The sequence below is a fragment of the Azotobacter beijerinckii genome (genome assembly GCF_900110885.1).
Taxonomy (GTDB): domain Bacteria; phylum Pseudomonadota; class Gammaproteobacteria; order Pseudomonadales; family Pseudomonadaceae; genus Azotobacter; species Azotobacter beijerinckii.
This window is the reverse complement of the sequence record NZ_FOFJ01000008.1, coordinates 47,271-66,309: the sequence shown is the minus strand read 5'-3', so window position 1 is coordinate 66,309 and position 19,039 is coordinate 47,271. Positions and strand designations below refer to the sequence as shown.

The 19,039-nt window shown below is 70.2% G+C and carries 17 protein-coding genes and 1 riboswitch; of the genes, 12 read left to right on the top strand and 5 right to left on the bottom strand.

Annotated features, from left to right (window positions below; all coding sequences use genetic code 11):
* Position 1 precedes the first annotated feature (1 nt).
* A complete protein-coding gene (locus BMY22_RS06195) occupies positions 2-1,396 on the top strand; it encodes a PIG-L family deacetylase (protein WP_090620400.1) in 1,395 nt (464 codons plus the stop codon).
* A gap of 100 nt (positions 1,397-1,496) precedes the next feature.
* Entirely contained in the window at positions 1,497-2,918 is a 1,422-nt protein-coding gene (gene hldE, locus BMY22_RS06190; protein ID WP_090620398.1) for a bifunctional D-glycero-beta-D-manno-heptose-7-phosphate kinase/D-glycero-beta-D-manno-heptose 1-phosphate adenylyltransferase HldE, read from the top strand.
* Between the two features lie 112 nt (positions 2,919-3,030).
* Here hldE and BMY22_RS06185 read toward each other — a convergent pair whose 3' ends face one another.
* From BMY22_RS06185 to BMY22_RS06175, 3 genes are read right to left on the bottom strand one after another with little or no spacing between them, the layout of a single operon-like run.
* Positions 3,031-3,960: a metal ABC transporter ATPase gene (locus BMY22_RS06185; protein ID WP_090620396.1), complete on the bottom strand. Its 930-nt coding sequence runs from the start codon at positions 3,958-3,960 to the stop codon at positions 3,031-3,033.
* Positions 3,961-4,005: 45 nt separating this feature from the next.
* Entirely contained in the window at positions 4,006-4,824 is an 819-nt protein-coding gene (locus BMY22_RS06180; protein ID WP_090620394.1) for an aldo/keto reductase, read from the bottom strand.
* Positions 4,821-5,996 carry an NAD(P)/FAD-dependent oxidoreductase gene (locus BMY22_RS06175; RefSeq protein ID WP_090620392.1) on the bottom strand — a complete coding sequence of 392 codons (1,176 nt, stop codon included), beginning with the start codon at positions 5,994-5,996 and terminating at the stop codon, positions 4,821-4,823. Before BMY22_RS06175 ends, BMY22_RS06180 begins: the two co-directional genes overlap by 4 nt.
* Before the next feature lie 247 nt (positions 5,997-6,243).
* Here BMY22_RS06175 and waaA point away from each other — a divergent pair, with 247 nt between their 5' ends.
* Both waaA and thiC read left to right on the top strand, forming a co-directional pair.
* Complete coding sequence (waaA, locus tag BMY22_RS06170; protein ID WP_090620490.1) at positions 6,244-7,518, top strand: lipid IV(A) 3-deoxy-D-manno-octulosonic acid transferase; 1,275 nt, start codon at positions 6,244-6,246, stop codon at positions 7,516-7,518.
* Positions 7,519-7,583: 65 nt separating this feature from the next.
* Positions 7,584-7,688: riboswitch (TPP riboswitch) on the top strand.
* Between the two features lie 90 nt (positions 7,689-7,778).
* Positions 7,779-9,665 carry a phosphomethylpyrimidine synthase ThiC gene (gene thiC, locus BMY22_RS06165; protein ID WP_090620390.1) on the top strand — a complete coding sequence of 629 codons (1,887 nt, stop codon included), beginning with the start codon at positions 7,779-7,781 and terminating at the stop codon, positions 9,663-9,665.
* Between the two features lie 109 nt (positions 9,666-9,774).
* Here the strand turns inward: thiC and BMY22_RS06160 are convergent, their stop codons facing one another.
* Positions 9,775-10,506: a DUF3298 and DUF4163 domain-containing protein gene (locus BMY22_RS06160; protein WP_090620488.1), complete on the bottom strand. Its 732-nt coding sequence runs from the start codon at positions 10,504-10,506 to the stop codon at positions 9,775-9,777.
* A gap of 182 nt (positions 10,507-10,688) precedes the next feature.
* On the opposite strand from BMY22_RS06160, the gene BMY22_RS06155 reads away from it, so the two are divergent.
* The 8 genes from BMY22_RS06155 to BMY22_RS06120 all read left to right on the top strand — a co-directional run bounded on the left by BMY22_RS06155 (position 10,689) and on the right by BMY22_RS06120 (position 18,665).
* Positions 10,689-11,306 carry an NUDIX domain-containing protein gene (locus BMY22_RS06155; RefSeq protein WP_090620388.1) on the top strand — a complete coding sequence of 206 codons (618 nt, stop codon included), beginning with the start codon at positions 10,689-10,691 and terminating at the stop codon, positions 11,304-11,306.
* Positions 11,297-11,752 (top strand): DUF1249 domain-containing protein, encoded by a 456-nt coding sequence (locus tag BMY22_RS06150; RefSeq protein WP_090620386.1) that lies wholly within the window; start codon positions 11,297-11,299, stop codon positions 11,750-11,752. The genes BMY22_RS06155 and BMY22_RS06150 overlap by 10 nt, the downstream gene beginning before the upstream one ends.
* A 411-nt stretch (positions 11,753-12,163) precedes the next feature.
* Positions 12,164-13,216, top strand: coding sequence for an ABC transporter substrate-binding protein (locus BMY22_RS06145; protein ID WP_090620382.1), 1,053 nt, complete (start codon positions 12,164-12,166; stop codon positions 13,214-13,216).
* Positions 13,213-14,076 (top strand): ABC transporter ATP-binding protein, encoded by an 864-nt coding sequence (locus BMY22_RS06140; RefSeq protein ID WP_244158806.1) that lies wholly within the window; start codon positions 13,213-13,215, stop codon positions 14,074-14,076. Before BMY22_RS06145 ends, BMY22_RS06140 begins: the two co-directional genes overlap by 4 nt.
* A 9-nt stretch (positions 14,077-14,085) precedes the next feature.
* The gene (locus BMY22_RS06135; RefSeq protein ID WP_090620381.1) at positions 14,086-14,865 is read left to right on the top strand and encodes an ABC transporter permease; all 780 of its coding nucleotides are present in this window, start codon (positions 14,086-14,088) and stop codon (positions 14,863-14,865) included.
* Entirely contained in the window at positions 14,858-15,787 is a 930-nt protein-coding gene (locus BMY22_RS06130; RefSeq protein ID WP_090620379.1) for a type 2 periplasmic-binding domain-containing protein, read from the top strand. Before BMY22_RS06135 ends, BMY22_RS06130 begins: the two co-directional genes overlap by 8 nt.
* Before the next feature lie 26 nt (positions 15,788-15,813).
* Entirely contained in the window at positions 15,814-16,965 is a 1,152-nt protein-coding gene (locus BMY22_RS06125) for an acyl-CoA dehydrogenase family protein (RefSeq protein WP_090620377.1), read from the top strand.
* A gap of 116 nt (positions 16,966-17,081) precedes the next feature.
* Positions 17,082-18,665 (top strand): diguanylate cyclase domain-containing protein, encoded by a 1,584-nt coding sequence (locus BMY22_RS06120; RefSeq protein ID WP_244158805.1) that lies wholly within the window; start codon positions 17,082-17,084, stop codon positions 18,663-18,665.
* 31 nt (positions 18,666-18,696) lie between these two features.
* On the opposite strand, the gene BMY22_RS06115 is transcribed toward BMY22_RS06120, so the two are convergent.
* A complete protein-coding gene (locus BMY22_RS06115) occupies positions 18,697-19,038 on the bottom strand; it encodes an FKBP-type peptidyl-prolyl cis-trans isomerase (protein ID WP_090620375.1) in 342 nt (113 codons plus the stop codon).
* Between the last annotated feature and the right edge of the window lies 1 nt (position 19,039).

The following is a 19,039-nucleotide window of genomic DNA, read 5'->3' as shown; positions in this document are numbered from 1 at the left end:
CATGACCGCCCGCAAGCAGCAGTTGCTGAAACGCCATCGCCGGCACAAGCGCCTCTTCCTGCTGGTCGCCCTGGCGGCGCTGCTCCTGCTCGGCCTGCTGGTCGCCGGGTGGCTGGTGCCGCTGGCGCTGCTGCTGGGCTGGGTCGCCCACGAGGCCTGGTTCGCCGACCATCTGTTCTACCGCCCGCAGGACGATTACCGCTACGCCTTCCCGGCGGATGCCCTGGCCCTGCCGGCGCGCCTGGAAGAGGGCCGGCTGCGGGTGGAGGGCGAGATCGGCGCGGCCGAAACCCTGATCCTCGAGCTGCGCGTCACTGCCGGCTGGCTGGGACGGCTGCTCGATCCGCAGGTGTGGATCGGCGACGACCGCCAGGATTTCGAGCGCGGCGTGGACGGGCGGCGCTACCTGAACCTCTCCGGTCAGCAGGAGGCGCTGCGCACCGGGCGCCTGCGCCTTCGCGGACGCTTCTGCACCCTGGCCGGCACGGCCACCCTGCATGCGCTGGCCAACCCGGACTATGCCGAGCGGCGCCTGCTGGTCGTCGCCCCCCATGCCGACGATGCCGAACTGGCGGCCTTCGGGCTCTACAGCCGGGCGCGGGACGTCGCCATCGTCACCCTGACCCAGGGCGAGATCGAGGCCGGGCACTACCGGCGCCTCGGCCTCGATCCGGCCGCCGCGGCGCGCCTCAAGGGGCGTCTGCGCAGCTGGGACAGCCTGGCGGTGCCGCTGTGGGGCGGCGTGCCGCAGAATCGCTGTGTGCAGCTCGGCTACTACTGCCTGCAGCTGCCGGCGATGGCCGGCGAGCCGCAGCGGCCGTTCGGCTCGCGGGAGTCCGGCGAGACCGACATCCGCAGTGTGCGCCGGCTCAATCCGCTGGCGCTGCCCGGCGATGCCGACGGGGCGCCCACCTGGCACAACCTGGTCGCCGACCTGCGCGCGCTGCTCGAGCATGTCCGTCCCGAGGTGGTGGTGGTGCCGCATCCCGAGCTGGACCCACATGCCGACCATGTGGCCGCCACCCGCGCCCTGTCCGAGGCGCTTGCCGGCAGCGCCTGGCGTCCCGAAGCCCTGCTGCTCTACGCCAACCACCTGCACGACAACGACCGCTGGCCGATGGGCCCGGCCGGGGAGGGCATCGCCCTGCCGCCGGCCATCGAGCCGCTGCCGGCCGACGGCCTGTGGAGCCCGACCCTGGACGCCGGGACCCGTCTGGACAAGGCGATGGCGCTGGCTATGCAGCACGATCTGCAGGCGCCGCTGCCGCTGAAGAAGCGCCTGCGCCGGCTGATCCAGCAGGCCCTCGCCGGGCGCCGCTGGCCGGCTACCGGGGACGACGAGTTCTTCCGCAAGGCGGTACGGCGGCACGAGCTGTTCTGGGTGCGGCGCCTGTAGCGGCCGGGGCGGGATGCGCCTGGCACGGCCCCGCTCAGGCTGGCTATATTCCCCTCCATGCTATGATCGCCGCCGATTTTCACTCGCCCGTGGAGACCCCATGAAGCTGTCCATGCCCCGTTTCGATCGCTCCCCCGTGCTGGTGGTCGGCGATGTCATGCTCGACCGCTACTGGCATGGCTGCACCACGCGGATCTCCCCGGAGGCGCCGGTGCCGGTGGTCAAGGTCGAACAGATGGAGGATCGTCCGGGCGGCGCGGCCAACGTCGCGCTGAACATCGCCGCGCTGGGCGGCTCGGCCACCCTGGTCGGGGTGACCGGTGCCGACGAGGCGGCCGACAGCCTGGCCCAGAGCCTGGCGTCGGCCGGCGTGGACGTGCATTTCCAGCGCATCGCCAGCCAGCCGACCATCGTCAAGCTCAGGGTCTTGAGCCGCCATCAGCAGCTCTTGCGGATGGATTTCGAGCAGCCCTTCGCCACCGATGCCGCGGCCCTGGCCGCGGAGGTCGAGGGCCTGCTCGACGGGGTCCGGGTGCTGGTGCTCTCCGACTACGGCAAGGGCGCGCTCAAGAACCACCAGGTGCTGATCCGGGCGGCGCGCGACCGGGGCATCCCGGTGCTGGCCGATCCCAAGGGCAAGGACTTCACCATCTACCGCGGCGCCAGTGCGATCACCCCGAACCTGGCCGAATTCGAGAGCATCGTCGGCCGCTGCGCCGACGAGGCCGAGCTGGTGGCGCGGGGCGCCCGGCTGATGGCCGAACTCGAACTCGGCGCGCTGCTGGTGACCCGCGGCGAGCACGGCATGACCCTGCTGCGCCCCGGCCATCCGGCGTTGCACCTACCGGCGCGGGCCCGCGAGGTATTCGACGTCACCGGCGCCGGCGACACCGTGATCTCCACTCTGGCCGCGGCACTGGCCGCCGGCGAGGAGCTGCCGCAGGCGGTGGCGCTGGCCAACCTGGCGGCCGGTATCGTGGTCGGCAAGCTCGGCACCGCGGCGATCAGCGCTCCCGAACTGCGCCGCGCGGTGCAGCGCGAGCAGGGCTCGGAGCGCGGCGTGCTGGGCCTCGAGCAGCTGCTGCTGGCCATCGAGGACGCCCGCGCCCACGGCGAGAGGATCGTCTTCACCAACGGCTGCTTCGACATTCTCCATGCCGGCCACGTGACTTACCTGGAGCAGGCCCGCGCCCAGGGCGACCGGCTGATCGTGGCGGTCAACGACGATGCCTCGGTTACCCGCCTGAAGGGGCCGGGCCGGCCGATCAATGCGGTGGACCGGCGCATGGCGGTGCTCGCCGGGCTCGGCGCGGTGGACTGGGTGGTGAGTTTCGCCGAGGACACCCCCGAGCGGCTGCTCGAGCAGATCCGGCCGGACGTATTGGTTAAGGGCGGCGACTACGGTGTCGATCAGGTGGTCGGCGCCGACTTCGTCCGTGCCCATGGCGGCGAGGTGAGGGTGCTGGGGTTGGTGGAGAACAGCTCCACCACGGCCATCGTCGAGAAGATCCGCCGGAAATAGCGGCGGGTAGCGGATCGGGATCGGGGAGCTGCCGGGGTAGGCCATCGCGCAGGGTGGCCGATGCGCCGACGGCAACGTTTCGGCGGTCTCGTGTCCGAGACCGCCTCTGCTCTCAGCCCGCCGCCCCGCTGCACTGCGGAGCCGGTTTGGCGGCAGCCTGCTCCGGGGTATCCCACAGGGCCTGCCAGTCGCGCCAGCTGATCCGTTCGTCGCGTACCACCCAGCCGTCCTGCGGGGCGAAGCTTTCGGCCAGCCACAGGTCGCGGGTGTCGGCCGGGCGCAGGAAGCCCTGCTGCAGGGTATAGAGCTCGTCCGCCGGGCGCCGGTTCTGGTCGAAGGGCAGCAGGTAGAGATCCGGGCTGTCGTGGTCGATGCGGGCGATCAGGGTACCTTCCTCCAGGCATTCGTCGGCGTGCAGCAGGCTGAGCTGGCGCAGGTTGCCGGGCAGTTCCAGGCGCATGTCGTAGACCAGCTGCAGCGAGGCGGTGGGCAGGTGCACGTAGGCCCGCGGGCGCTCCAGCAGGGGCATGTTGCCGCAGGACACCGGGCGGGCTGCGCCGGACAGCGGGCTCAGGCGGAAGGAGGTGTTGTCGCAGTAGTGCAGGACGTTCTCGTAGGGGGTCGGCAGCCAGGTGTCGCCGAAGCGTCCGGTCATCCAGCACTGCGGGGTCTGCAGCAGGCATTCCTCGGCGACCTCCTGGATCGCCGTGAGCAGCGGCAGGTTCAGTTCGTGGGACGGCACGTAGCCGGAGATCGGCTTGAGCACCACGTCGCCGCGGTCCTGGCGCTGCTGGCGCACCAGCAGCCAGTAGTCGCGGCCCTGCCAGGTCAGGGTCAGGCGCACCGAGACGCCCAGGTTGGCCAGTTCCAGGGCGAAGCGCCGGCTGTCGGCGACCTCGACCGGGCGGCGCCGTTCGAGCATCTGGCTGAAGTTCAGCGGCTGGCCGAGAGACTGGTAGCTGAGTCCTTCGGGAGTGGCTTCCACGAACAGGGGAAGGGTCTTGAAGGCACGCGGATTGCGCTTGGCAATGATGGTCGACATGGCGGCTCCTTGAGTCCTGGACCGGCCGCGGGGGCGGCCCATTATTTATTGTCTTTGTTGGCGAATGACGGCTGCAGCTGCCGAGACATTATGCGACAGATGCTGCGGGTTGATGGTTCCGATGATCGCGCTGCCGACGCCCGGATGGTGGAACAGCAGCTCGAAGCTGGCACGCACCGGGTCGATGCCGCGCGCCAGGCAGACATGGCCGCTGGCCAGGGCCTTCTTGACGAGGATGCCCTTGCCGTGGGCGGTGGCGTAGTCGGCCACCGGCAGCTCGTGCTGGTCGTCGAGATTCAGGGTGATCATGGCGCAGTCGCCCTCCGCGAGGGCCAGCAGGCCGCCCTCGACGGTTTTGCCGGAGAGCCCGAAGGCGCGAATCTTGCCCTCGCGCTTGAGTTCGGCGAGGGTCGGGTAGACACCGCTGTCCCGCAGGATGGCGACATCGTTGCCGTCCGAGTGCACCAGCACCAGGTCGATGCGGTCGGTCTCCAGACGCCGGAGGCTGCGCTCGACGGAGAAGCGGGTGTGCGCCGGGGAGAAATCGAAGCGCGACTGGCCGTTTTCGAACTCTTCGCCGACCTTGCTGACGATCGTCCAGGCGTCGCGCTGGCCGCGCAGCAGGGGGCCGAGGCGCTCCTCGCTGACCCCGTAGGCCGGCGCGGTGTCGATCAGGTTGATGCCCAGCTCGCGGGCCAGGGCGAGCAGTTGACGGGCCTCGGCATCGTCCGGGATGCGAAAGCCGGTCGGGTACTTCACGCCCTGGTCGCGGCCCAGCTTGACGGTGCCCAGGCCCAGCGGCGAGACCGTCAGGCCGGTGCTGCCCAGCGGGCGATGCAGGTCGTGGAGGGTCGCGAGGCTCACGGCAGCAGTTCCTCCCAGACCGGTTGCGCCCGCGGCGGGCGGGGCAGGGCGGGCAGCGGCGGATGCGCCGCCGGGCGCACGGCGTCCCGCTCGAGGCTGGCGAAGACCCGGTCGCTCAGGTCCGGAGCCAGGGCCAGCTTGGTCGGCCAGCCGACCAGCAGGCGGCCCTGCTCGGCGAGGAAGGCGTTGTCCGGACGGGCCAGGGCCGACTGCGCCGGCTCGGCGCGGTCCACCCGCAGGGTCGCCCAGCGCGCCGGGGTCAGGTCGACCCACGGCAGCAGCTCGTTCAGCTCGCGGCGGGCCATGGCGATCTGCTGCGCCTCGTCGCGGGCCACGCCCTCGGCTTCGGCCAGGTCGCCGCCCAGGTACCAGACCCACTGGCCGTCGGCGGCCGGATGGCTGGTGACGGTCAGCCGCGGCTTGGGGCCGCCGCCCAGGCAGTGGGCGTAGAGCGGCTCGAGGGTCGGCGCCTTGAGCATGACCATGTGCAGCGGGCGCCGCTGCATGGCCGGCTGGCTCAGGCCGAGCGCTGCCAGCAGTTCGGCGTTGCCGGCGCCGGCGCAGAGGACGATGCGCTGGGCGCGGATCTCCCGGCCGTCGACGCGCAGGCCGCTCAGCTCGCCCGCCTCGCGCAGCGGGGCGATCTCCCGCGCGGCGAGCAGACCGTCGCCGGCCAGCTCGGCGAGGCGGGCGATCAGGCCGGGCACGTCCAGCACCAGTTCGTCGAGGCGATAGACGTTGCCGCGAAAGGCCGGGTGCCGCAGCGCGGCGGGCAGGGCCTCGCCCTTCACCGGCTCGACCCGCGCGCGCACCGCCTTGCTGGCGAGGAAGCTGGTCAGCTTGCCGGCCAGGGTGCCGGGCGACCACAGGTAATGGGCGTCGGACAGCCGGCGCACGCCGGAGAGGTCCAGCTCGCCGTCGCCGGCCAGCGCCGCGCGCCAGCGGCGCGGCATCTCGGCGATCGCCTCGGAGGCGCCGCTCAGTGCGCCGTGCAGGGCGTACTTGGTGCCGCCGTGGATGATCCCCTGCGACTTGACGCTCTGGCCGCCGCCGAGGCTGGCGTTCTCCGCCAGCAGGGTGGCGTAGCCGGCCTGGCGCAGACGGGCGTTCAGCCAGAGGCCGGCGATACCGCCGCCGACGATCAGGACGTCGGTGCTGAGGGCTGGAAACATGGCAGGCCTCGTTGAGTAAAAGAGTCGGATTATAACTGCTGACTCGGGACCCTGGTCCGTCGGCAACCCGCTGTACTCGGACGGGGACCATAGAAGATAAATCGGCATCGATTCATTGATCCTGGTCAGCATAAAGCATGCCATTCGTCAGTCATTTATCGACGACTCGGTCACGACCTTGGTCGTGCAGGCGGAGCGAAACCACGAAATCTTGCAGCCGGTCGGCGCTTTGTTAAGCTGCGCCGCCATGAACCGGACCCTCTACACCCTGCTGCTGCATCTCGCCCTCCCGCTGATCCTCCTGCGCCTGGCCTGGCGGGCCTGGCGCGCGCCGGCCTATGCGCGGCGCGTCGGCGAGCGTTTCGCCCTCGGCCTGCCCGCACTGCGCCCGGGCGGCATCTGGGTGCATGCGGTGTCGGTGGGTGAGAGCATCGCCGCCGCGCCGCTGATTCGCGCCCTGCAGGCGCGCCATCCGGAGCTGCCGCTCACCGTCACCTGCATGACGCCGACCGGTTCCGAGCGCATCCGCGCACTGTTCGGCGACCGCGTGCAGCACTGCTACCTGCCCTACGACCTGCCGTGGGCGGCGGCGCGCTTTCTCGACCGCCTGCAGCCACGCCTGGCGGTGATCATGGAAACCGAGCTGTGGCCCAACCATGTGCACCAGTGCGCGCGGCGCGGCATTCCGGTGGCGCTGGCCAACGGCCGGCTGTCGGCGCGTTCGGCGCGCGGCTACGGGCGCTTTGCCCGGCTCACCGGCCCGATGCTCGCCGAGATGCGCTGGCTGGCGGTGCAGAGCGAGGCCGAGGCCGAGCGTTTCCGCGCGCTGGGCGCCGGCGGCGAGGCGGTGACGGTGACCGGCTCGATCAAGTTCGACCTGGCCGTCGACCCGCAGTTGCCGGAGCGGGCGGCGGCGCTACGCGCGCAGTGGGGCGCGGCGGATCGCCCGGTATGGATCGCCGCCAGCACCCATGCCGGCGAGGACGAGATCGTCCTCGCCGCCCACCGCCGGCTGCAGGCAGATTTTCCTGAGGCGCTCTTGATCCTGGTGCCGCGCCATCCGGAGCGTTTCGACGGCGTCTTCGAGCTGTGCCGCCGCGAGGGCTTGGCCACCGTGCGGCGCTCCGCCGGCGAGGCGGTCGAGGCCGGAACCGCGGTGCTGCTCGGCGACACCATGGGCGAGCTGCTGTTCCTCTACGCCCTGGCCGACTGCGCCTTCGTCGGCGGCAGCCTGGTCCCCAGCGGCGGGCACAACCTGCTGGAGCCGGCGGCGCTGGGCAAGCCGCTGCTCAGCGGGCCGCACCTGTTCAACTTCCTCGAGATCGCCGCGCGGCTCGACGAGGCCGGCGCCCTGCGCCAGGTGAGCGATGCCGGCTCGCTGGCCGCGGCGGTCGGCGCCTTCTGGAGCGAGCCGGCGGGCGCCGCCCGGGCCGGCGCGGCCGGAATGGCGGTGCTCGAAGCCAACCAGGGCGCACTGGCGCGGCTGCTGGAAGGGCTGGAGCGGCTGCTGATTAGGCCCTGACCGCCTTTTCCGACGAGGAGGCCTTCGCCGGTTGGTGTTCTTCGCCGGGCTTGTTTAGACTCAGCCGGTACTTGTCGGGGTGCCCCAGCGGGGGCTGAGATCGGCGCAGGCCGGATCCCGTTGAACCTGATCAGGGTGAAACCTGCGTAGGGAACAAGACGTCCTCGCCGTTCGGCGGGGGCCTCTCGATGCTTCGGCATGCCCGCGTCCGCCCCGATCGACTCCGACAATCCATGCCCCGGACGAAGTGGAGTGCCTTGATGAGCGTGATAGAACAACAGAAGAACCTGAGCGAGTCAGCCCAGGTCGACCAGCAGTCCGTACAGCCCTTCCCGCGTTCGCGGAAGATCTACGTCCCCGGCTCGCGCCCGGACATCCGCGTGCCGATGCGCGAGATCAGCCTGGACGTGACCCCCACCGCCTTCGGCGGCGAGATCAACGCCCCGGTGCTGGTCTACGACACCTCCGGCCCCTACACCGACCCCGACGTGCAGATCGACGTGCGCAAGGGCCTGGCGGACGTGCGTTCGGCCTGGATCGCCGACCGCGGCGACACCGAACTGCTCGCCGGGCTCAGCTCGCGCTTCGGCCAGGAGCGCCTGGCCGACCCCGAGCTGACCAAGATGCGCTTCGCCCACGTGCGCCACCCGCGCCGCGCCAAGGCAGGCGCCAACGTCAGCCAGATGCACTACGCGAAGAAAGGCATCGTCACTCCCGAGATGGAATACGTCGCCATCCGCGAGAACATGAAGCTCGCCGAGGCGCGCGCCGCCGGCCTGCTCACGGCGCAGCATCCGGGGCAGAGCTTCGGGGCGAACATCCCCAAGGAAATCACCCCCGAGTTCGTCCGCGAGGAAATCGCCCGCGGCCGCGCGATCATCCCGGCCAACATCAACCACACCGAGCTGGAGCCGATGATCATCGGCCGCAACTTCCTGGTGAAGATCAACGGCAACATCGGCAACTCGGCGCTGGGATCGAGCATCGAGGAGGAAGTGGCCAAGCTGACCTGGGGCATCCGCTGGGGCTCGGACACCGTCATGGACCTGTCCACCGGCAAGCACATCCACGAGACCCGCGAGTGGATCATCCGCAACTCGCCGGTGCCGATCGGCACGGTGCCGATCTACCAGGCGCTGGAGAAGGTCGGCGGCATCGCCGAGGACCTGACCTGGGAGCTGTTCCGCGACACCCTGATCGAACAGGCCGAGCAGGGCGTGGACTACTTCACCATCCACGCCGGCGTCTTGCTGCGCTACGTGCCGCTGACCGCCAAGCGGGTCACCGGCATCGTCTCCCGCGGCGGCTCGATCATGGCCAAGTGGTGCCTGGCGCATCACCAGGAGAATTTCCTCTACACCCACTTCGAGGAAATCTGCGAGATCATGAAGGCCTACGACGTCGCCTTCTCGCTGGGCGACGGCCTGCGCCCGGGCTCGATCGCCGACGCCAACGACGCCGCGCAGTTCGGCGAGCTGGAAACCCTCGGCGAGCTGACCAAGATCGCCTGGAAGCACGACGTGCAGACCATGATCGAAGGCCCCGGCCATGTGCCGATGCACATGATCAAGGAGAACATGGACAAGCAGCTCGAATGCTGCGACGAGGCGCCGTTCTACACCCTCGGCCCGCTGACCACCGACATCGCCCCCGGCTACGACCACATCACCTCCGGCATCGGTGCGGCGATGATCGGCTGGTTCGGCTGCGCGATGCTCTGCTACGTGACGCCCAAGGAGCACCTCGGCCTGCCGAACAAGGACGACGTGAAGACCGGGATCATCACCTACAAGATCGCCGCGCACGCCGCCGACCTCGCCAAGGGCCATCCCGGTGCACAGATCCGCGACAATGCACTGTCCAAGGCGCGTTTCGAGTTCCGCTGGGAGGACCAGTTCAACCTCGGCCTCGATCCGGACACCGCGCGCAGCTACCACGACGAGACCCTGCCCAAGGACTCGGCCAAAGTGGCGCACTTCTGCTCGATGTGCGGGCCGAAGTTCTGCTCGATGAAGATCACCCAGGAAGTGCGCGACTACGCCGCCGAGCACGGGCTGTCCGAGGAAAGCCAGGCCGTCGAGGCCGGCTTCAAGGAGCAGGCCGAGCGCTTCAAGGAAGAAGGCTCGGTGATCTACAAGCAGGTGTGATCCCCGCCCGGCCTTCCCCCTCCGCCGGGGGAGGGCCGGGAGTTCAACCGGCAGGAACCAGCTTGCGGGCGATCCGCCGCCGCGAAAAGCATCGCCAGCAAGCTGGCGCCTACTTGCTGCGCGGGAAGAATTCCGGCCTGAGGATGCCGTTGAGCTGCGGGTAGGGCACCATCAGCAGCGGGTGGCCGCTGGTGTAGGGGGCGATGCGGTAGACGTCGTACATCAGCAGCACGCCGGCCCGCGCCAGGCCGATGTGGCGGGTCTGCTGGAACGGCCAGGTGGCGATGAACTCCGCGTCGTCGCCCACGCCCTGGCCGACCAGCCAGCGCTGGTGGGCCTGCCTGGCCTTCGCCCAGAAGGCCTCCTCCTGACCCGGCAGCAGCAGGTCGCGCAGTTCCAGGGCCTTCTGCCGGCGGCGGTCGAAGTCGATGAAGGTCCGTCCCGGCACGCCGTGGGCACCGCCGGTGAAGCGGTAGCTCGACAGCTCGACGAGGATGCGCCCGTCGTTCTGCTCGCGCACCTTGGCCTGCAGGTAGCTGCTCCAGCCGGGTTTGGCGCCGGTCAGGAAGTCCCGTTCGTAACTCTCCAGCGATGCCGGCAGCGGCATGCCGTCGGCCTCGCGGGTCAGCTCCAGCAGGCCGCGATCGATCAGCCGGTTCAGCGCGGGTTCGTCGGAAAAATTCAGGGTGTCGATGTTCACCAGCGGGCACTCGCGCCCCTGGCATCCGGATTGCAAATGCTCCCAGGCGGTACGTTGGTAGACGGCCGGCGGGCTCGAGGGCGAGAGGCTCTGGCAGGCGCCGAGGAGCAGGCCGAGCGCGGCGAGGGCGAGTGGTTTCATGGCGGAGGCGGCGTTCATCGGGGCTTTCGGGGTCGTTGAGGGGGAGGCCGCGGGGGGACCGGAGCGGTCGCCGGCGGACTGGCTAGAGTCGCAGTTCCTCGGCCACCTGCAAAGGGGCTGCGCCGGCCGAAACGGCGGGTTAGGATGGCAACCGACTTCACTTCACTAGACGAGCGTGCAGGATGAGCGAATTCTTCAAGCCGGATGCGGATGCCGTGGAAATCGTGCGGCGCGAGCCCTGTTTCAGCGGCTTCTACCGACTCGAACGCGTGCACCTGCGCCATCGCCAGTTCTCCGGCGAGATGGGGCCGGTGCTCAGCCGCGAGCTGTTCGTGCGCCACGACGCGGTCTGCGTGCTGCCCTACGATCCGCAGCGCGACTGCGTGGTGCTGAACGAGCAGTTCCGCGTCGGGGCGATGGACAAGTCGGACAATCCCTGGATGCTCGAGATGGTCGCCGGGCTGATCGACAAGGACGAAGAGCCCGAGGAGGTCGCCCACCGCGAGGCCTTCGAGGAGGCGGGGCTGACGCTCGAGGCGCTGTGGCCGGTGACCGTCTATTACCCGTCGCCCGGCGGCAGCGACGAGAAGGTCCACCTCTACGTCGGCCGTTGCGACAGCCAGGGGGCCGGCGGCGTTCACGGCCTGGCCGAGGAGGGCGAAGACATCCGGGTGCACGTGCTGCCTTTCGAGGCGGCGCTGCAGGCGGTCAGGGACGGCAAGATCAACAATGCCGCCAGCATCATTGCCCTGCAGTGGCTGGCGCTGAACCGTGTCGAGGTACGTGGATTGTGGGCGTGAGTCTGATGCGCGAGCGCTACCGGGTCGATCTGGTCGACCTGCAGGCGACCTGCGAAGCCAATTATGCGCGGCTGATGCGCCTGCTGCCGGACATGCGCGGCATGCCCGCCGCGGCCAGGCGGGTGGGGGTGAGCCAGGGCGAGCGGCTGCTCGGCGTGCTGGCGCTGGAGGTGCTCGAGGACTGTCCCTACACCACCACCCTCAAGGTCTGCCAGGAGCACAGCCTGCCCTGGCTGCCGGCGCCGCGGATGGAGGTGCGGGTCTACCACGATGCGCGGATGGCCGAGGTGGTCTGTGCGGAACAGGCCCGGCGCCTGCGCAGCCGCTATATCTACCCCAACGCGGCGATGCACCAGCCGGACGAGAAGAGCCAGCTCAACCTGTTCCTCGGCGAATGGCTGAGCCACTGCCTGTCCTGCGGCCACGAGGTGGAGCCGGTCATCTGACCCGGCGCGCAGGCCGCCGGAATCTCCGGCCGCTGCCGCGCCGAACCGGCCCGCCCTTCGGGTCGCCCCGACCCGCTGCCCGTCTGTCGGCCTCCCGCTCGGGATGCCGTGCGCTCCGAACGCTTCCCGCACTGTCCCGCCGCGCCCCGCCGCTGCTCCGCGTCCCTGCCGAGAGCTTCCTACCGCCGTTCGCTCCCCGGCGCTGCGCGATTTCCCGCAGTCGGTGCGGCCGGCTGTGGCGATTCGCGCAGCCGGCCGTTCGGGGAGTGCTCGTCGGCTCTCGAGAAAGATTTAAAAAATCCTTTTTAATCAAATAGATATATTTGTTTTCGACTTGTGGCGCAGCTCTTGCTGAGCAGGTTCCAGCACAGTCGGGCAGATCGCCCGCCGTCAGGAGCCAGGAAAATCGCCATGCCTGTGAATGCCAGCCGTCGATCGGCCCTCAAGACCCTCGCCCTGCTCGGTTCGGCGGGCGCCGCCAGCCTCCTGCTGCCCGGCTGCTGGAAAAAAGAGGAAGAAGGGGCCGCCAAGTCGGCCGCCGCGCCGGCCGTGGTGAAGAGCGCCGGCGATCCGGTGGTGGAGTTCAAGTATCCCGACAATCCGGCGTTCGACCTGATCTACCTGGCCGAGTCGCTGGGCTATTTCGAGGGCACCCGCGCACGGCCCAAATATGTCGGCAAGATCGCCGCGCCGCAGATCATTCCGCTGGTCGGCACCGGCGAGATCGATTTCGGCATGCGCATGGTGCCGCTGGTGATCTCGGCGATTGCCAGCGGCCTGGATCTCAAGGTGGTGTCCGCCGGCGGCAAGACCCTGGAAGAGGCGCCGCACATGAAGTACTTCGTGCGCAAGGACTCGGCGATCCGCACGCCCAAGGATCTCGAAGGCAAGACCATCGGCTTCAACAGCTTCGGCGCCTGCGCCGAGTTCGTCACCAAGACCTACCTGCGCCAGCACGGCGTCGACGTGAACAGGATCAACTGGCTGGTGGTGCCGGACAACCAGAGCGAGCAGACCCTGGCGACCGGCAACATCGACCTGGCGATCATCCATCCGCCGCACTCCGGCGGCGCCGAGCACAATCCGGCGCTGCTGCGACTGTGGAGCGACTACGACCTCGACCGCGGCCTGGGCGGCATGGCGCCCTACAGCGCGCACGGCAGGTTCATCCGCGAGCATCCCGAGGCGACCCGCGACGTGGTCAAGGCCATCGCCCGGGCGGCCAACTGGGTCAACGCCAACCCGGAGGAGGCGCGCAGGATCACCGCCCAGCGCATCGGCATGGACCTGAAGAACGTCGAGCGCTATGCCTACGTCGAGAACCTGGTGATCAGCGAGCCGCCGATCCAGTACTACATCGATATCCTCGAGAACGAGGGCAAGATTCCGCACGGCAAGATCAAGGTGAAGGACGTCTACACCAACGAATTCAACCCCTTTGCTGGCCTGAGGATGCCCGCGTGAGCAGCAGCATAGTCGCGCGCGACCTGCGCATGGAGTTCACCGCGCAGAACGAGAGCGGCCGCGCCGAGCGGGTCGTCGCCCTGGAACACTTCGACCTGGAGGTGCGCGCCGGCGAGTTCCTTTCGGTGCTCGGCCCGTCCGGCTGCGGCAAGTCGACCTTTCTGAGCATCCTCGCCGGGCTGGCGGAGAAGAGCGGCGGCAGCCTGCTGGTCGACGGACAGCCCCTGGAGGGCATCAACGCCCGGCAGGGCGTGGTGTTCCAGGGCTATGCGCTGTTTCCCTGGCGCACCGTGCTGGAGAACATCGAGGTGGGCCTGGAAATCCGCGGGGTCGGCAAGGCCGAGCGTCGCGAGCGGGCCCGCGAGTACCTCGAACTGGTGGGCCTGGGCGGCTTCGGCGCGCGCTACCCCCACGAGATTTCCGGCGGCATGAAGCAGCGCGTGGCCATCGCCCGGGCGCTGGTCTACGAGCCCGAGGTGCTGCTGATGGACGAGCCGTTTGCCGCCCTCGACGCGCAGACCCGCGAGATCCTCCAGGCCGAGCTGCTGCGCATCTGGGACGCCCGCAAGAAGACCATCGTGTTCATCACCCACAGCCTCGACGAGGCGATCTTCCTTTCCGACCGCATCGCGGTGATGACCCACCGTCCGGGGCGGGTCAAGGAGATCCTCGAGGTGCCGTTGCCGCGCCCGCGGCCCGCCGAGCTGCGCAACTCCGAGGAGTTCGTGCACCTGCGCCAGCGCGCCTGGGAGGTGCTCAAGGACGAGGTGCGCTTCGCCTCGGCGCCGGTGCCGGCGCCGACCTCGATACGTGCGGCCGACTGGCCGGCGAGTGCGCAAGCCGCCGAGATCAAGGGGTAGAAAATCGTCATGCGTCTTTTGCCGAATCTTTCCGGGCTGCTCGAGCGCAGCCTGGGCATCCTGGCCTTCGTCCTGCTCTGGGAGCTGCTGCCGCGCAGCGGCCTGGTCAGCGCGGCCTATCTCAGCCCGCCCACCGCGGTCCTGCAGGCGATCTGGGAGCTGGCCTCGTCCGGTCTGCTGTTCAAGCACCTCGAGGCCAGCCTCTACCGCTCGCTGGCCGGCCTGCTGCTAGCGATCGCCGGCGGGGTGAGCCTGGGCCTGCTGATGGGCTGGTTCGCCCGCCTCGAGGCGCTGGTCGATCCGCTGTTGCAGCTGTTCCGGCAGACCTCGGCGCTGGCGCTGTTCCCGGTGTTCATCCTGTTCTTCGGGATCGGCGAGCTGTCCAAGGTGGCGATCATCTTCTGGGCCTCGTTCTGGCCGATCCTGCTCAGCACCATCAGCGGGGTGAAGCAGGTGGACAAGCTGCTGATCGACTCGGCCCGCTCGATGGGCGCCTCGCGGGCGTTCCTGTTCGCCAAGGTGGTGCTGCCGGCGGCCGCGCCGTCGATCTTCACCGGCATCCGCCTGGCCGGCGCCTACTGCGTCACCGCCCTGGTGGCCGCCGAGATGATCGGCGCGCATTCCGGGCTGGGCTTCCTCACCCTCAACTCCCAGGAAGTCTTCCAGGTGCCCAGCATGTACGCCGGCATCCTCCTGCTGGCGCTGGTCGGGCTGCTGCTCAACTTCGTCCTCGCCCTGATCGAGCGGCGACTGACCCGCTGGCGCCGGGGGCTGCGCCACCATGCCTGACCTGCTGGTGCCGGCCTGGCTGGGCGAGCTTCGCCCGCTGCGCGAGGCGTTGCCGGTTCGGCGTCCGGGCGGCTGGCTGGGTGTGGCGCTCCTGCTGCTGGCGGCGCTGCTCGCCGGCGCCGGCCTGGCGGGGCGCGGGCAGGGCTGGCGCGCCGTCCCGCCCGACGAGCTGCCGCCCGGCCCCCGGCTGGAACAGGCCCGGGCGCGCGGCAAGTTGATCGTCGGAGTGCGCGCCTACCCGCGCCCGGCGCTGCCCGGCATGCCCGCGGTGGCCGAGCCGGACCCCGTCGATGCGGCGCTGGCGCAGGCCCTCGGCGACTACCTCGGGTTGCCGGTGGAGACCCTCGGTCTGGCCCCCGGCCTGCGCGAGGCCGCGCTGCGCGAAGGGCGGATCGATCTGCTGGTCGCCGGCGCCGCCACGGCCGCGGAGCCCGCCGTCGGCGCCCCGATCCCGGCCTCTGTCGCCCAGGGACGGGGCGCGCTGATCGCCCTGCGCGGACTGGCCCTCGGCGAGGGCGAGAGCCTGCGCGGACGTCCGGTGTGCCTGGCCGAGGGCAGCCCGTACCGCCGGCCGCTGGTGGAGCGCTACGGTGTCCGGCCGCATGAGTATCCCTCGGCGGTCCACGCCGTCGCCGCCTTTCTGGCCGGGGAGTGCCAGGCGCTGGCCGAGGCGCGCAGCCTGGTCGACTGGCTGCTGGAGCAGCCCGACTGGCGCTTCTACCGCCGGCTGCCGGTCGAGCTGCGGGCGCCGCTCGCCGGCCATGTGCGCCTGGCGGCCGCCGAGCCGCAGGCGCAGGCCTGGCTCGCCGCGGCCCTGGGCGACTGGCGGCGCCGCGGTGCGCTGGACGCCGCGCTGGCGCAGCGCACCGGCGAGCTGGCCTTCGACGTGCTGAAGCTCGAGCAAGGGCTGATCTGCCACTGAATTTCCCACACCATCGATTACCGACCATGTCCCACGATCTGCACCCCCTGTTCGAACGCATCAAGGCCAACGCCGCCGAGCGCGACGCCCGGGGCGGCCATGCCGCCGAAGAGAAAGCGCTGCTGCGCGACGCCGGCCTGCTGCTGCTGGCGATTCCCCGCGCCCTGGGCGGCCAGGAACGCAGCTGGCAGGAAATCTTCGCGCTGGTCCGCCAGCTGGCCGCCGTCGACAGCTCGCTGGCCCACGTGCTGGCCTTCCACCAGCTGCAGGTCGCCACCGTGCTGATCTACGGCAGCGAGGAGCAGCAGGCGCGCCTGCTCGGCCACACCGCCGAGCACCGGTGCTGGTGGGGCAACGGCATGAACCCGCTGGACCGCCGCCTGGTCGCCGAGCCCGCGGCCGAAGGCTTCCTGCTCGACGGCACCAAGTCCTTCTGCTCGGGCACCGTCGGCGCGCACTTCATGACCCTCTCGGCGGTGCTCGGCGAACACGCCCAGCCGCTGCTCGGGGTGGTCTCGACCGAACATCCCGGCGTGCAGGTGCTCGACGACTGGGACCCCATCGGCCAGCGCCAGACCGACAGCAACTCGATCCGCTTCGCGCAAGTGCCGCTGGCGGCGCGCGACGTGCTGCGCGCGGCGGACGCCACGCCGAGCGCCTTTCACACCCTGCGCAACTGCTTCGGCCAACTGGTGCTGACCAACCTTTACCTGGGCATCGCCGAGGGTGCGTTCGCCGAGGCCCGCGACTATGCCCATACCCAGGCGCGGCCCTGGCTGGTTTCGCCGGCCGCGCTGGCGGTGGACGATCCCTTCACCCAGAACCGTTTCGGCGAGATGCATGTGCAGATCGCCGCCGCCCGCGCCCTCGCCGAGCGCGCCGCGGAGCTGATCGACCGGGCCTTTTCCCGCGGACCGGCGCTGAGCGCCGCGGAGCGCGCCCGGGTGGCGGTCGCGGTGGCCGAGGCCAAGGTGCTCGCCCACCGCGCCGGGCTGTTCGCCAGCCAGGAGCTGTTCGAGGTGGCCGGCGCCCGCGGCACCCGCGCCGCGCTGGGCTTCGACCGCTACTGGCGCAACGTGCGCACCCACACCCTGCACGACCCGATCGACTACAAGCTGAACATGCTCGGCCGCTGGGCGCTCAAGGACGAGGCGCCCGATCCGGCCAACTACACCTGAGGGGCGCCCGCCCGCGGCGGCGCCCCTGCGATGGGCCAAGGGTGAAAAGACGTGGCCGCCCCTATAATTCGCAGCCTCCATGACAGCGGTTTCGCACGGAGGCACGGATGGTGGGAATGGATTGGCGCGCGAGGCGCAGGTATTGGGCCCGACTGCTGGTGGTGGGCGGCGGCGGGGTGCTGATCTCGGTCGTCGCCTACCTGTACAGCGCGGCACTGGAGCGGCGCGTGCAGGCCAGGGAGTTCCAGCGCCTGGCGCACGTCCAGTTCCGCAACGCCCAGGATCTGCTCGACCATTCGGCCCAGCTCCTGCTGGCCTTTCGCGGCCTCTTCATGGCGACCGAGACGGTCGAGCGCGAGGAGTTCGCCCGCTTCGCCCGCGAGATGCTGCCGAGCTATCCGGAAGTCCTCGCCGTGCACTGGGCGCTGCGGGTTCCGCACGACGAGCGCGGCGCGTTCGAGTGCGATCTGCTGCCCTTCCAGGAGCGGCGCCTCGGCATCTTCGACGTGAGCGCCGATGCCCGGCTCCCGGTGCCGGCGCCCGCCCGCGAGGAATATCTGCCGATCTGGTATACCGAGCCCTTCGAGGCCCATCGCCGGGTGCTCGGGCTCGACACCCTGGCGCGTCCCTACAACCGGGAGGTGGCGCGCGACTCGGCCCGGCTGGGCGTGCAGCGGACCACCCCGGTCTTTCCGCTGCTGCAGGAGCCGGACGGGCCGCTGGCGGTCGCCATCTACCAGCCGGTGTACCGCAAGGGCCTGCCGCTGGCGACCGACGAGCAGCGCCAGCAGGCCCTGGAGGGCTACCTGATCCTGATGCTGCGGCCCAGTGTGCTGCTCAAGGCGCTGTCGTTCGAGCGCCTGGCGATGGAGGTGCGCCTCTACGACCTGCAGGACGGGCAGCCGGTCGCCATCCATCCGCGCGGCGCCGTCCCGCAGGAGCCCGGAGAGCGCGTGGTGCGCTACCCGCTGGCGGTCCCCGGACGGCAATGGCTGATCGAATTCGTCGCCCCGCAGGGCTTCGGCGGCCTGTCCGCCAGCATCCAGCCGTTGCTGCCGATGCTCGCGCTGCTGGCGCTGACCCTCGTCCTGCTGCTCTTCCTCGAGCGCTCCCATCGCGGCGCCATCGCCCTGGAGCGGCTCAACGACGAGCTGCTGTGCCGGCAGAGGGAGCTTGACGCCCTGGCCTACTACGATGCGCTGACGGGACTGCCCAACCGCCTGCTGCTCTTCGACCGCATCCACATGGCCCTCGGCCTGCAACGCCGCCAGGGTGGCCGGCTGGCCGTCTGCGTGCTCGACCTGGACGGCTTCAAGGCGGTCAACGACCGCTTCGGCCATCAGGCCGGGGATCTGCTCCTGAAGGACGTCGCACAGCGCATGCTCGCCGTACTGCGCCCCTCCGACACCGTCGCCCGGCTCGGCGGGGACGAGTTCGTGGTGGTGCTGTCGGGAGCGAACGACGCGCCGGCGCTGGACGGGATTCTGCAGCGACTGCTCGATCGACTGAGCTGGCCCATCGAACTGGGCGCCGGGCAGCCGGCGGTTTCCGTCTCCGCGAGCGTCGGCGTGGCCTTCGCCGGCGAGCACAGCGACGCCAACGGCCTGATCCGCGAGGCCGACCTCGCCATGTACGAGGCCAAGCGCGCGGGCAAGGGCTGCTACCGGATTTTCGGGGCGGGGCGGGCGGCGGGCCTCTGAGCGGGGCCGGCGGCCGGCGTCCACGGGCGGATCAGTCGTCCCGGGTCAGCACTTCCAGCAGCTCGATCTCGAAGATCAGGTTCGAGTGCGGCGTGATGTGCGCGCCGACCTGCCGCTCGCCATAGGCGAGATGCGCCGGCACGAACAGCTTGCGCTTGCCGCCGACCTTCATGCCCATCAGCCCCTGGTCCCAGCCCTTGATCACCCGTCCGGTGCCGATCACGCACTGGAACGGCTTGCCCTTGTCGTAGGAAGAGTCGAACCGGGTGCCGTCCTCCAGAAAGCCGTTGTACTGGGTGGTGATCAGGGCGCCCTTGACCACTTCCTTGCCGTCGCCCAACTGGATGTCCACAACCTGCAATTCGCTGCTCATC

Excerpts from the sequence above, each read along its gene's own strand:
- hldE (WP_090620398.1), top strand. The coding sequence starts at position 1,497 with ATGAAGCTGTCCATGCCCCGTTTCGATCGCTCCCCCGTGCTGGTGGTC.
- BMY22_RS06135 (WP_090620381.1), top strand. The coding sequence starts at position 14,086 with ATGCGTCTTTTGCCGAATCTTTCCGGGCTGCTCGAGCGCAGCCTGGGC.
- BMY22_RS06155 (WP_090620388.1), top strand. The coding sequence starts at position 10,689 with ATGAGCGAATTCTTCAAGCCGGATGCGGATGCCGTGGAAATCGTGCGG.
- BMY22_RS06130 (WP_090620379.1), top strand. The coding sequence starts at position 14,858 with ATGCCTGACCTGCTGGTGCCGGCCTGGCTGGGCGAGCTTCGCCCGCTG.
- BMY22_RS06115 (WP_090620375.1), bottom strand. The coding sequence starts at position 19,038 with ATGAGCAGCGAATTGCAGGTTGTGGACATCCAGTTGGGCGACGGCAAG.
- waaA (WP_090620490.1), top strand. The coding sequence starts at position 6,244 with ATGAACCGGACCCTCTACACCCTGCTGCTGCATCTCGCCCTCCCGCTG.
- BMY22_RS06185 (WP_090620396.1), bottom strand. The coding sequence starts at position 3,960 with ATGTCGACCATCATTGCCAAGCGCAATCCGCGTGCCTTCAAGACCCTT.
- BMY22_RS06195 (WP_090620400.1), top strand. The coding sequence starts at position 2 with ATGACCGCCCGCAAGCAGCAGTTGCTGAAACGCCATCGCCGGCACAAG.
- thiC (WP_090620390.1), top strand. The coding sequence starts at position 7,779 with ATGAGCGTGATAGAACAACAGAAGAACCTGAGCGAGTCAGCCCAGGTC.
- BMY22_RS06145 (WP_090620382.1), top strand. The coding sequence starts at position 12,164 with ATGCCTGTGAATGCCAGCCGTCGATCGGCCCTCAAGACCCTCGCCCTG.
- BMY22_RS06160 (WP_090620488.1), bottom strand. The coding sequence starts at position 10,506 with ATGAAACCACTCGCCCTCGCCGCGCTCGGCCTGCTCCTCGGCGCCTGC.
- BMY22_RS06125 (WP_090620377.1), top strand. The coding sequence starts at position 15,814 with ATGTCCCACGATCTGCACCCCCTGTTCGAACGCATCAAGGCCAACGCC.
- BMY22_RS06175 (WP_090620392.1), bottom strand. The coding sequence starts at position 5,996 with ATGTTTCCAGCCCTCAGCACCGACGTCCTGATCGTCGGCGGCGGTATC.
- BMY22_RS06120 (WP_244158805.1), top strand. The coding sequence starts at position 17,082 with ATGGATTGGCGCGCGAGGCGCAGGTATTGGGCCCGACTGCTGGTGGTG.